Below are 12,835 nucleotides of genomic sequence, written 5' to 3' on the forward strand. Positions count from 1 at the left end.
CCCATATTGTTAATATCACAATTACCAAATTTAAATCTTCCATAAGCAACTATTCTCGCTTCCGCATCAGAATTGTACTACAATCTCCCCCGCTGAAATTGATCTTTTGGGCATATAGCGCTTTGGAAAGCTTCCAGCCACCTCTGATTTTTACTATTTTGGGCATATAGCAACTTTTTACGAGGCAGCCACCCCTCACGAAGTTAAAATGGGCATATAGGCCGATTTCAAGACTCGAGCCACCCGTCAAAATGGTGGCTGTGGACAGATAAATGCTGTATATGCCCATTTGTCTTCTATAAAAACTATGACGAGGGGTGGCTGCAAGCCTGAAATCAGGCTATATACCCAAAAACGGTTTTATTACGGGTGGCCAAGGTGTTGAAAACGAGCTATATGCCCAAAGATATGCTTTCGGCTCTCTTAACTTCTACCTATAGAGTGGGCACATACAAACTTCCTTTAGCCTCACTTTCGTATGCAACATGCTGCATGCGAAAACTGGCACGCCTGCGTTTTCTTGAAAGTAGCCCCCTACTGTTCTCGGAATTGGATCCTGAGGCACCTTAACCAAGCCACACCGAAGGTGCTTGTCATTGACGGGTTCTGAGGAAAACGCTACAATGCTGAATCCGACGGTGAGATAAGATCTACTGTTCCCATCATCCTCACCGTCGGCGAGGTATAGACGGTGTTTTCCTCAGGTTCAGTCAATGGTGGCGGACGTTGCCAATTACTTACGCATATACAAAGAGAGAGTATTCTGATGTATGCTAACTGTATCTATCTGAATACTCTCCCTGACCTATAGCTTCTTTATTTATTCGATTTAGTCTCTTGGTCTCATGTAGAAGTTACCCATTACTTCCTCTGTGCGGATAGAGTTGATAAATGCGTTTGGGTCAATCTCTTTTATCTTAGGAATAAGCTTTCTGGTATCAGAAGCGCTTACGATAGAATACACGATCTTTTTATTCTTGTGGGCAAAAGAACCTTCACCATCGATCAGAGTTGCGCCGTGACTACATGTTGAATATATCATTGAACAAACCTTGTCAGGCATATCAGTGATTATAAACAGTGTTCTCTGTTGATATGTTCGGTAAAGCACGTGAAGTGTCTGGGTTGAAACATACTGGAATATCATTGAGTAGAGGGCTTTTTCCCATCCAAACATGGCACCGGCTATTGTGAGTACTATGACATTTCCTGCAAGGATAATAGGGAATGCATCAATTCCTTTTCTCTGAGACAGGAATATGGAAATAAAGTCTGTTCCACCGCTTGTTGCATCAACTTCAAGACACATGGTGATGGCAACTGCATTTAAGATACCGCCGAATACTGCAACCAGAAGAGGATCATGTGTAACGGTGTGGATTGGAATGATATCAACAAAAATACCATTTGCCAAAACCATTATCATTGAAAATAATGTGAATTTCTTGCCTATGTAGCGAAAACCGATATAGACAGGAATCGCGTTAAGACAAATATTGATAGGAGAATAGGCAATCTGAAGTCCAAGGTATTTAAGGGCTGCCCTTTGGATAACAATTGTAAGTCCCTGTGCACCTCCCGGGATAAGTCCGCCACCATTAATGAAAGTCTGGATATTGATAGCCATTAGCATTGCGGCAAGTAGCACTACTACAAGTCTGATACAATCCCATCTTAAAGTGGTTACTATTTTCTTTTGCTTATCTGACATGAAAAAATACCTTCGCTATTTAAGAATAAAAAACTCATATGCAATTTATGTAAACAACAAATGCTCTAATAGTATATACGGAATAAACTACGAATTCAACCTGAAATCTCTAGGACTGCAACCAATTTTTCTTCTAAAGAGCCGGTGAAAAAAGCTTGTGTTGTCATAACCTACCATCACAGAAATATCAGCTATGGAAATGTTGGTGTTTTTTAGCAGTTCCTGAGCCTTATTCAGCCTTTTTGACTGCAAAAGTTCCTTAAATGTACTTCCTGTGTTTTTCTTTATGATCCTGCTAAGAACATATGGGTCTTCGCCTACAGATTCAGAAAAAGAACTAAGTGAAGCATCCCTGTAATCTGTGTCTATATATCTTAAAAGCTTGAACATTATCTCCTGATCATAAGAAGTTCTCGACACGCCGATGGACTCTGTATGTTTTAGGAGATTTAAAAATAAAAGACCAATGGTTACCTGATTTACACTCTGGTAATCGGTGCTATCTGTTCCTATCATATTCCAGATCATATTTTCCATTATGTTCTGGATCTGTGGAATCTCAGATACTTTAAAATATAGAAAGTTTCCGTCTGCATTTTTCTTTGTCAGGCAGCTTACCAAAAAGTCTCTCAAAGGACTTTCGTTTTTTTCAAGCATTGAAAAGGCAGTGTCAAAGAATTCAGGAAGGATCATGAAATTAACAGCAATATCGTTTTCGCCTGCAGGAAGTATCTCCTGTCTTGCATGCTGGTTCATGAAAAGAAGGTCGCCCTCCTTTAAAACAATGCGCTGTCCGTCAATGATATGCGTGGTTTCCCCCTGGCACATATAAATGAATTCCACATAGTTATGTGTGTGAAGAGGAAAGTGTATAAAACGCACATGAGGACGCATATCTATTAATTTACCATCCTGAAGCACTCTGGAGGAATCAATTTCGTCGTGGGGAGAGGAGGTCTTTTCATCACTATAGTAAAGAGTCCTGTTGATGTGCTCTTCGCCGCCTAGTATAGCCTCTTCTTCTTCTGTTATTGGGCTTAATATATCAAGTATTTTTTTATTCATATTTTTATTCTATATAAAATGTTTTGCGTTTGCAAGAAAGGACGTATTTTTTGTTTTTATCAGACCTTAAATTCCTTCTGGATTTCAATTAAGCTTTATTTAGTAAAAACGTAGTATGTGCAAGCATGCAAAGATCACGAGAAGGAGAAGGGGAAATGACAGTTAAAGAAAGATATGAAGAAGCTAAAATGCGCTATTCAAAGATTGGCGTTGATACAGAAAAAGCCATCAGTGAGCTTTCAAAGATTAAGCTCTCAATGCACTGCTGGCAGGGTGATGATGTAATAGGTTTTGATCAGAAAGGACCTCTTACAGGTGGAATCCAGACAACAGGAAATTATCCTTACAAGGCAACAACTCCTGAGGAACTCATGGCTGATATAGATAAGACACTTAGCCTTGTTCCAGGTAAGCATAAGATCAATCTTCACGCTTCTTATGCTATTTTTGAAGATGGCGAATGGGCTGACAGAGACGCTCTTGAGCCAAAGCACTTCAAGAAGTGGGCTGAGTTTGCTAAAGAAAGAGGACTTGGCATTGACTTTAACCCAACATATTTCAGCCATCCAAAGTCTGATAATGGAACACTTTCAGCTGCAGATGAGGATGTAAGAAAATTCTGGATCAGACACGGCCAGGCTTGCCTTAGAATTTCTGAGTACCTTGCATCTGAAACAGGTCAGGTATGCATGATGAATATCTGGATTCCTGATGGACTTAAGGATGTACCTGGTGACAGAAAGGCTCCAAGAGAAAGACTTAAGGCTTCTCTTGATGAAATTCTTGCTACACCTTATGACAAGAATAAAGTTGCAGTTGCTGTTGAATCCAAGGTATTTGGAATCGGAGCAGAGTCATACACAGTTGGAAGTCATGAGTTCTATATGAACTATGCTGCCAAAAACAATGTTATGTGTCTCATTGATACAGGACATTTCCATCCTACAGAGAATGTAGCTGACAAACTCAGTTCAATGCTTCTTTTCTATGATAAGATGGCACTTCATGTATCACGTCCTGTTCGTTGGGATTCAGATCACGTTGTTATCTTTAATGATGATGCAAGAGACCTTGCTCAGGAAATAGTAAGAAACGGTGCTGACAGATTCTATATTGGTATGGACTATTTTGATGCAAGTATTAACCGTATTTCTGCATGGACAAACGGAATGAGAAACTTCCTGAAGGCTCTTTTGTATGCAGAGCTTCAGCCAATGGAGAAATTTACTGAGCTTCAGAATGCCCAGAACTTTACAGAGCTCATGTCACTTACAGAGCAGATCAAGATGCTTCCTGTTGGTGATGTTTGGAACTATTATTGTGAGAAGAACGGTGTAGCTCTTGAAGAGGACTGGTTCAAAGACTGCATGGAATATGAGAAAAATGTTCTTTCAAAGAGAGCATAAGTAAATATTTGGATTAAGGAGATTTTTTGAAATGAAAGTATTAGATGCTAAGTTTGCAAAGGGATTCTGCCGTATGTGCGTTGACGGTTTTTACCAGGGATGGCATGAGAGAAACGGCGGCAATTTAAGTTACAGAATTAAGCCTGAAGAAATTGAGTTAGTAAAAGAGGAACTGGATGAGTCTTCTGAATGGAAACCAATCGGAACAACAGTAAAAGATTTGGCCGGTGAGTATTTTATGGTCACAGGTTCAGGCAAGTACTTCAGAAATGTTGAGATCGATCCTGCAGCAAATGTCTGCATTATCAAAGTTGATGAGCAGGGCGAGAACTACAAGATCTTATGGGGACTTGTTGAAGGCGGAAGACCAACCTCAGAACTTCCTTCTCACCTTATGAACCTTGAAGTGTGCAAAAAGAGAAATCCTGAGATCAGAGTGGTATATCACTGCCATCCTGCAAACACAATTGCTCTTACATATGTTCTTCCTCTTGACGGAAAAGTATTCACAAGAGAAATTTGGGAAATGGCTACAGAGTGCCCAGTAGTATTCCCAGATGGAATCGGCGTAGTACCGTGGATGGTTCCTGGCGGAAAAGAAATCGCTGTTGCAACTTCAGAGATCATGAAGAAGCAGGATGTAGCTATCTGGGCTCACCACGGAATGTTTGCCTGCGGAACAGATTTTGACATTGCATTCGGACTTATGCACACAGTAGAAAAGGCAGCAGAAGTTCTTGTTAAGGTTATGTCCATGACAAATAAAAAGAGACAGACAATTGAGCCTGATGATTTCAGAGCCCTCAACGGACCATTTGGAATCAAGGTAAATGAAGAATGTCTTTATACAAAAAAGAGCGATATTATCGGCGAAGTTTAATGGAGACTTACTATGAAATACTATTTAGCAGTTGATATAGGAGCGTCATCCGGCAGACATATTCTGGCGCATATGGAAGACGGCAGGATAGTACTTGAAGAAGTTTACCGTTTTTACAATGGCATGGAAGACAAGGATGGTCACAAGATCTGGAATGCAGAAAAACTTTTTGAGTATATTCTGGAAGGCATGAAAAAGTGCAAGGAGATCGGCAAAATCCCTGTGACTATGGGGATTGACACCTGGGGCGTTGATTTTTGTCTTCTTGATAAGGATGACAAGAGGATTGGAGACCTGGTTGCTTACCGTGATGACAGAACTGCGGGAATGGATGAAGAGGTATATAAGATCATTTCCGAAGATGAGCTTTACGAAAGAACCGGAATCCAAAAGGCTATTTTTAACACTATTTATCAGCTTATGGCGCTTAAGACAAAAGAGCCTGAGAAGTTAAAAGAAGCAAGGACCCTTCTTATGGTTCCTGACTATTTCCATTTTCTTTTGACAGGAGTCAGAAAACAGGAATATACCAATGCTTCAACAACACAGCTTCTCGATGCAAAAACAGGTGAGTGGGATCACGAGCTTATCAAAAAGCTTGGTTTTCCTGATGAACTTTTTGGGGAACTCTCTATGCCCGGAACTGTAGTGGGACCATTAAAGAGAGAAATAGTAGAGAAAGTTGGCTTTGATCTCAAGGTTGTTCTTCCTGCTACTCATGATACGGGTTCTGCGGTTATGAGCGTACCATGCACTGAAGAAAACACTCTTTATATTTCCTCTGGAACATGGTCACTTATGGGATGTGAGCTTACAAAAGCAAATTGCTCAAAAGAGGCTAAAAATGCCAACTTCACTAATGAAGGCGGATACGAGAGAAGATACAGATTCCTTAAGAACATCATGGGCCTGTGGATGATCCAGTCTGTGAAAAAAGAATTTGAAGCAGGATTTGATTATCCTGGGAAAAATAAGGATGATGATTATTCTTTTGCAAATCTTTGCGACAGGGCAAAAGAGGAGACTATAGATTCTATTGTTGCAGCTAATGATGGCAGATTTTTAAATCCGGAATCTATGGTAAAAGAAATCCAAAATGCCTGTCGTGAAGGCGGTATGCAGGTTCCTGTAACTCCATGGGAAATATCAAGAGTAATTTACAGAAGCCTTGCAAAATGTTACAAAGAGACAACGGAAGAGATAGAAAACATCACCGGAAAGAAATTTGACTCCGTAAATATAGTCGGGGGCGGATCCAACGCTGTTTATCTTAATGAGCTTACAGCCGCAGAAACAGGTCGCGCAGTCAATGCCGGTCCCGGAGAAGCCACTGCTATAGGTAATATTGGAGCACAGATGCTTTCAGATGCAGTATTTTCAGATCTTTCAGAGTTTAGGAAGTGCGTATACCAGTCATTTGGCGTAATTAAATACTAATGATCATAATTTTTCAAAGCCCATCAGATTTTCTGGTGGGCTTTAAATTTGACATTAAAGAAATTTTTAATTTTTTATTAATAAAGTTTTTATTTTTTTGGGTTTTAATGTATAATGAAAGGCTGCACTGTAAATTTAGTTTAATTAGGGTAGGTAGAAATGGATATTAGAATTGAAAACTTAACAAAAACATATGGCAACCTTAATGCTGTAGATCACATGAATCTGAGTATTAAGGATGGTGAACTTGTAGGTCTTCTTGGACCATCAGGCTGCGGTAAGTCAACAACTCTTTTCATGCTCTCCGGACTTACAACTCCAACAGAAGGAAAAATTTATTTTGGTGATAAAGATGTTACATCTATTCCTCCAGAGGATCGTGAAATTGGACTGGTGTTCCAGAACTATGCATTGTATCCACATATGACAGTAGAGGATAATATCACATTTCCTTTGATCAACAGAGGTATGAAGAAGGCTCAGGCACGTGAGGAAGCCTTTGAAATTGCCAAAGTTGTAAAAATCGATGAATATATGAAGAGACGTCCAAGCGAGCTTTCGGGCGGACAGCAGCAGCGAGTTGCAATCGCAAGAGCACTCGTTAAAAAGCCTCAGGTTCTGCTTCTTGACGAACCTTTATCAAACCTTGATGCAAAACTTCGTGTTGCTACAAGAGAAGAGATCAGACGTATCCAGCAGGAAGTTAAGATCACAACTATTTTCGTTACACATGACCAGGAAGAGGCTATGAGTATTTCAGACCGTATCGCTGTTATGAAGACTGGTGTTCTTCAGCAGTATGAGGTTCCTCAGACAATGTATCTGAATCCTGCAAACTCATTTGTAGCTAATTTCCTTGGTATGCCTGAGATCAACAACATGGAGATCGATGTTAAGGATGGCGTGATAACTGCAAATGGAATAGTTCTCAGAAAGGGAGTATCTCTTGCTGATGGACATTACAAGGCTGGTATCAGACCTGAGTCATTCTTTGTTGATGATAACGGAGCATCTCTTGAAGTAAACAACATTCGTATGACAGGCCGTGACCTTCTCATCTTCACCAAGCTTGGAAGCACTAACGTCAGAGTACTTGTTCATTCATATATGCAGGTAGCAGTTGGTGATAAGTTTGGAGTATCTGTTCGTGATGGACATATTCTTGTATTTGATGACAATGAAATGCTTCTTGGCAGATTCTGATTTGGAGAAGGGAGATTATCATGGACAAAAAGAGCTTTAAGGGGTATCTCTACCTCCTTCCATCAATAATCATTATGATCTGCTTTACTCTGTATCCTTTGGTAAGAGCGATCATTATGAGTTTTTTAGGTAACTACAGCATTATCAATGATGGTTACACTTCAATCGGCTTTGAAAACTATCAGGCTTTATTCTCAGATCCTGATTTTGGAAAGTCACTTATGAACACAGCAATCTACGTTATCTGCGTAGTACCTGCTTCAATTATTTTGTCACTTCTTTTTGCAGTTCTTATAAATAGCTGCAAAAAGCTTAAGGCTTTATTTCAGACTATATACTTCCTTCCATATGTTACCAGCGTAATTGCCATCGGTATTGTATGGAGATGGATGTTTAACAGTAACTACGGTCTTATAAATTATGTGCTTAGCATTTTTGGAATTGAGCCTATCCAGTGGCTTAATCTTCCTGAATATGCAATGCCTGCACTTATCATCTTTGCTATCTGGAAGAGCATGGCATTTAATATTTTGATCTTCCTTGCAGGACTTCAGACAATTCCTGAAGACCTTTACAGAGCAGCAAGAATTGATTCCACACCACGTTTTCGTGTATTTACAAGGATCACCGTTCCTTCACTTGCACCTATGATTGTTTATTCAAGTGTCATCGGTATGATCGGAGCATTTAAGGTTTACAATGAAGTTTTCTCACTGTTCCAGGGCAAGGCAGGCCCAGCAAACAGTGCAATGACAATTGTTTACTACATTTATGATAAGTTCTACAACAGCTATAAATATGGCGTTGCTGCCGCAGGTAGTGTTGTATTGTTCCTGATAATACTTGCACTTACACAGATCCAGCTCAAAGTAACTGGCGGACGTAAGGGTAAAAACTAAGGGAGGGCGCCATGAAGAAAAATAGAAAAGTTGTAAATATAATCGCGGAAGTTTTAAAGTATGTGATCCTCATTGCTGGTTCAGTATTTACTATACTTCCTTTCGTTTGGATGATATCTTCATCGCTTAAGACGCCAGCTGAACTTGTTCAGGTTCCACCAGCACTTTTCCCGGAAGTACCTCAGTGGCTCAACTATAAGTCAGCCTGGGAGGCAGCACCATTTGCAAGATACCTTGTAAATACAATTATCGTTACAATCTGCACAACAGCCGGAGTTTTGGTTACAACAGTTCTTTCTGCATTTGCTTTTTCAAGATTGAACTTTCCGGGAAAGAAAACAGTGTTCTCATTGTTTTTGGCAACTCTTATGATTCCAGGTGAGATGCTTATCATCACAAACTACGAGACAATCATAAAACTTAAATGGATTGATTCCTATAAGGCTATGATCGTGCCATGGATCTCAAGTGCCTTTTACATTTATCTGCTTACAAGATTCTTTATGCAGGTTCCTGAATCACTTTATCTTGCCGCTAAGGTTGATAAGTGCTCAGATTTTAAATACATGATCAAGATCATGGTACCTATGAACAAACAGGCTATTTTCTCAATTGCAATCCTTAACATTATCAGTTCATGGAATGCATTCCTGTGGCCACTTCTTGTTACAAATTCACAGGAGATGAGAGTTCTTTCAAATGGTCTTGTTCGTTTCCAGACAGAGGCAGGCTCTTCAACAGAACTTATAATGGCTGCTTCATGTATTTTGGTAATGCCTATCATTATTATCTATCTGTTCCTTAGAAAGTACATCATTGAAGGTGTAACAAGAAGCGGACTTAAGGGATAATACAAACCAATAGGCATATATTAAGTCAGGTCAACATGGCGTAAGCCGTTGATGATACAATGTTAAGCGCCCATATGGGCAAAGAAGGGAGAATTTTCAAATGAAAATGAAAAAGTTAGGTGCAAGTATTCTTGCTACTATCATGGCAGCATCTATGCTTGCTGGCTGCGGACAGAGCAGCACACAGACATCTGAGACCACATCTGACGCACAGGTTTCAGAAGCTACAGAGGTAGCATCTGACGCTGCTACAGCCGCTGATGAAGCAGCTGCTACAAAGTCTATCGAGCCTACAGAGATCACATTCTGGCATTACATGACAGGTAATCTTGAAGAGACTCTTACAGCACTTACAGATGAGTTCAACTCTACAAATGAGTATGGTATCACTGTTACTCTTGTAAACCAGGGGTATGCAAGTGACCTTCAGACAAAGCTTCAGGCTAGTGCTGCAGCTGATGCACTTCCAGATCTTACACAGGCTTACAACAACTGGCTTACACCTTACCTTGACAAGATCGTTCACCTTGATGATTTTGTTGCAAATGATTTCGACAACTGGGATGACATCGTAGAAGCTTACCGTGGTGAGTGCTCAGAGTTCGGATTCGTTCACGCTGTACCATTCAACAAGTCAACATACGTTCTTTTCTACAACAAGACACTCTTTGATGAACTTGGAATTGAAGCTCCAAAGACATGGGCTGATGTAGAAGCTGATGCTAAGATCGTAAACGATGCTAAGGGAATCGCTTTCATCGGATATGATGACAGCACAGGTGCTATCGAAGCTACTCTTAAGCAGAACGGTGAGAGCTTCGTAGATGAGACAGGTGCTTTATTCGATACAGACGGTGGCCGTGAGGCATTTGAGTATCTTTCAAACCTTTACAGCAACGGATATGCTCGTCTTGTTGGTGAAGACGGATACTTCTCAAACGTAATCAGCAACCAGAACATTGCCAGCTACGTTGGTTCTTCTGCAGGTGTTTCTTACATCACAGCAGAAGGATGGGAACTTGGTGTAGCTCCACTTCCAGGAAACAAAGTAAACGCAGCTAACATGGCAGGAACAAACATCGTTATGTTCTCACAGGATACAAACAAGCAGCTTGCAGCTTGGGAGTACCTCAAGTTCCTTACAAGCACAGAGTCAACATCTAAGTGGGCTGTTTCAACAGGATACCTTCCAGTAAGACAGTCAGCTTATGAGACAGCTGAGTACAAGGCTTACATGGAAGAGAATATCTGCGCAGCAGCTTGCTATGAGCAGTCTAAGGACTTCTTCTACTCACCAACATTTGACGCATCAAACGACATCAGAAACAGCGTTTCTCCTGCATTCGAGCAGCTTGTTCTTGACAAGGCTGATGCTCAGACTTGGTTCGATACAATCCTTAGCACAATTAACGCACAGTATTAATGATATTTGGTCATAAGTCACAAGCGAAGCAAACTTGTTTGCTTTTCGCTTAGTGACTTCATGACCATAACAAGAATGAGTAAAAAAGATATGCGAGCGAAGCGAGCATATCGATTTACGAATTCTTGTAGCCTTGGTCAATGACCAAGGCGTATATCATTAATATTTTACAAGATTCACAGGGCCTTCTACTTTGTAGTAGGAGGCTTTTCTTATCTGATGGAATATTGTTTTCCATGGGATAAGAAAGGCTTTCTTCATGAATGTCATGAAATGAATTTTAGTTAAGGAGTTAGAGTTATGACTGATCTGAAATTTTATAGTGGATTACGCGAGATAGGCGGTACAGTTGTTGCAGTAGAGACTGACAAGGCAATCTGTATTTTTGACTTTGGTTATGCTCACGCTGACAGGATAGATGATAAGGTTAAAGTCAGAAAAAACAAGGAAACAATAGACCTTGTAAGACTTGGAGTCCTTGACAGAGTTGATGGAATATATGAGGAAAAAGATGCTCATGAGCTTGGCCTTAAAGCATATGGAGAACTTGATAAGGAAGTGTTTGTTATCATTTCTCATATGCATATTGATCATATGGGAGGCCTTGGAAGTCTTGCAAGTAAACTTCCTGTATATATGAGCAGAGAATCAGCAGTTCTTTATCATGAACTTGGAGTTATGGGAGAACTTGAACTTAGAGAGCATGAGAATGTTCTTCCTATTGATTATGATGCTTCTATAACTGTAGGAGACATCAAGGTTACCTGTGTTCAGGTGGATCATGACGTTATAGGTGCCTGCGGATTTCTTATTGAGACAGGTGATGGAAAAATATGTTATACAGGTGATTACAGATATCATGGATATCATCCTGAGATCAGTAAGGCTTTTGCAGAAAAATGCAAGGGTGCAGATTATATGATCACTGAGGGCGTTACCATAAGCTTTGGGGATGTAGATATGCTCTCACTTGAAGGCCCTGTAAGAGATAACAGTGAGTGGACTTTGTTAGAGGATATGAAAGCTCATGCTAAGGAAGAGAACGGCCTTATCGTTATCAATAATTATAATAGAAATGTTGAACGAGTTCACAGAATGATCGGCGCTTTAACAGAGAGTGGAAGAGTATTTGCTCTTGAACCAGCCCAGGCTGATTATGTGGCAGCCTTTTATCCTGAGGATTATTTTGAAGTATATCTTCCTGATGGCGGTGAGCTTAATGCTCCATTATTAAAGGGCAGAAAAGTTGTTACAAGAAAAGAACTTATGGCTGATGCTGGTAAGTATATTCTTCAGCAGGATTATAAGAATGTATACGAGCTCTTTGACCTTAAAGACTGCATTTCTTTGTACCTGCATATGGATGGAGCACCACTTGGTGACTATGATCCTTCATTTAAAAAGTTCTATGCTCTTTTAGATGTTCTTGGACTTAATTATATAAAATGTGGACTTGGCGGACACGCTGAACCATATTATCTCAGAAGAACAGTTGATGAGATTGCCCCAAAGACGCTTATACCACTTCATAGCTTCAGACCTGAACAGTTTAAGTCTGATAAAGTCGAAAATATCATTCTTCCACAAGAGGGAGAGACAATTTTATTCTAAACTATAAGACTTCACAAATTATACTTTCTTGCGAGTGGCATAAAATCCAGAAGTGCCCATAACTTCGGATAGATCTCGGAGTATTCGCAAAGACACAGTAAATATAAAATAATGCGCCTTGTTTTCTTTCATGATTATTCAAAACAGAAAACAAGGCTTTTATTTTATATTAACTGTCTCTATTGCTCATACTAAATCGCTCTATCCAAAGTTATGGGCACTTGTGGATTTATGGGTTACTACACATATAAAGACTAATTTTTTGCAAGAACAGCAGACGAACTGAAAGTGTAGGCATAGTGATGTGAACGATTTTGAAATGATGATAAAAGGATATAAATAAACCCAC

Annotated in this window: 10 protein-coding genes; 8 read left to right on the top strand and 2 right to left on the bottom strand. The window is 40.0% G+C overall.

All coding sequences use genetic code 11. From position 1 onward, the window contains the following. Window positions 1-829: 829 nt before the first annotated feature. Both G585_RS0116150 and G585_RS0116155 read right to left on the bottom strand, forming a co-directional pair. Window positions 830-1,711, bottom strand: coding sequence for a YitT family protein (locus G585_RS0116150; RefSeq protein WP_022776385.1), 882 nt, complete (start codon window positions 1,709-1,711; stop codon window positions 830-832). An 87-nt stretch (window positions 1,712-1,798) separates the two neighbouring features. Next, complete coding sequence (locus tag G585_RS0116155) at window positions 1,799-2,776, bottom strand: AraC family transcriptional regulator (RefSeq protein WP_022776387.1); 978 nt, start codon at window positions 2,774-2,776, stop codon at window positions 1,799-1,801. 155 nt (window positions 2,777-2,931) lie between these two features. Here G585_RS0116155 and G585_RS0116160 point away from each other — a divergent pair, with 155 nt between their 5' ends. From G585_RS0116160 to G585_RS0116195, 8 genes are all read left to right on the top strand, one after another. Further along, window positions 2,932-4,182, top strand: a complete 1,251-nt coding sequence (locus tag G585_RS0116160) for an L-rhamnose isomerase (RefSeq protein WP_022776388.1) — start codon at window positions 2,932-2,934, stop codon at window positions 4,180-4,182. Between the two features lie 31 nt (window positions 4,183-4,213). After that, complete coding sequence (rhaD, locus tag G585_RS0116165; RefSeq protein ID WP_022776389.1) at window positions 4,214-5,062, top strand: rhamnulose-1-phosphate aldolase; 849 nt, start codon at window positions 4,214-4,216, stop codon at window positions 5,060-5,062. A 12-nt stretch (window positions 5,063-5,074) separates the two neighbouring features. After that, window positions 5,075-6,499: a rhamnulokinase gene (rhaB, locus tag G585_RS0116170; protein ID WP_022776391.1), complete on the top strand. Its 1,425-nt coding sequence runs from the start codon at window positions 5,075-5,077 to the stop codon at window positions 6,497-6,499. 159 nt (window positions 6,500-6,658) lie between these two features. Next, entirely contained in the window at window positions 6,659-7,702 is a 1,044-nt protein-coding gene (locus tag G585_RS0116175) for an ABC transporter ATP-binding protein (RefSeq protein WP_022776392.1), read from the top strand. Window positions 7,703-7,722: 20 nt separating this feature from the next. Beyond that, entirely contained in the window at window positions 7,723-8,601 is an 879-nt protein-coding gene (locus G585_RS0116180) for a carbohydrate ABC transporter permease (RefSeq protein ID WP_022776393.1), read from the top strand. Window positions 8,602-8,612: 11 nt separating this feature from the next. Continuing rightward, window positions 8,613-9,452: a carbohydrate ABC transporter permease gene (locus G585_RS0116185; protein WP_022776395.1), complete on the top strand. Its 840-nt coding sequence runs from the start codon at window positions 8,613-8,615 to the stop codon at window positions 9,450-9,452. Window positions 9,453-9,552: 100 nt separating this feature from the next. After that, window positions 9,553-10,875: an ABC transporter substrate-binding protein gene (locus tag G585_RS0116190; protein WP_022776396.1), complete on the top strand. Its 1,323-nt coding sequence runs from the start codon at window positions 9,553-9,555 to the stop codon at window positions 10,873-10,875. Between the two features lie 300 nt (window positions 10,876-11,175). Beyond that, window positions 11,176-12,486 carry an MBL fold metallo-hydrolase gene (locus G585_RS0116195; RefSeq protein ID WP_022776398.1) on the top strand — a complete coding sequence of 437 codons (1,311 nt, stop codon included), beginning with the start codon at window positions 11,176-11,178 and terminating at the stop codon, window positions 12,484-12,486. The last annotated feature ends 349 nt before the right edge of the window (window positions 12,487-12,835 follow it).

Source organism: Butyrivibrio sp. AE2015, assembly GCF_000420825.1.
Taxonomy (GTDB): Bacteria; Bacillota; Clostridia; order Lachnospirales; family Lachnospiraceae; genus Butyrivibrio.

Bases quoted from the DNA above. Each gene is read 5' to 3' on its own strand.
- G585_RS0116150 (WP_022776385.1), bottom strand. From the start codon at position 1,711: ATGTCAGATAAGCAAAAGAAAATAGTAACCACTTTAAGATGGGATTGT.
- G585_RS0116155 (WP_022776387.1), bottom strand. From the start codon at position 2,776: ATGAATAAAAAAATACTTGATATATTAAGCCCAATAACAGAAGAAGAA.
- G585_RS0116160 (WP_022776388.1), top strand. From the start codon at position 2,932: ATGACAGTTAAAGAAAGATATGAAGAAGCTAAAATGCGCTATTCAAAG.
- rhaD (WP_022776389.1), top strand. From the start codon at position 4,214: ATGAAAGTATTAGATGCTAAGTTTGCAAAGGGATTCTGCCGTATGTGC.
- rhaB (WP_022776391.1), top strand. From the start codon at position 5,075: ATGAAATACTATTTAGCAGTTGATATAGGAGCGTCATCCGGCAGACAT.
- G585_RS0116175 (WP_022776392.1), top strand. From the start codon at position 6,659: ATGGATATTAGAATTGAAAACTTAACAAAAACATATGGCAACCTTAAT.
- G585_RS0116180 (WP_022776393.1), top strand. From the start codon at position 7,723: ATGGACAAAAAGAGCTTTAAGGGGTATCTCTACCTCCTTCCATCAATA.
- G585_RS0116185 (WP_022776395.1), top strand. From the start codon at position 8,613: ATGAAGAAAAATAGAAAAGTTGTAAATATAATCGCGGAAGTTTTAAAG.
- G585_RS0116190 (WP_022776396.1), top strand. From the start codon at position 9,553: ATGAAAATGAAAAAGTTAGGTGCAAGTATTCTTGCTACTATCATGGCA.
- G585_RS0116195 (WP_022776398.1), top strand. From the start codon at position 11,176: ATGACTGATCTGAAATTTTATAGTGGATTACGCGAGATAGGCGGTACA.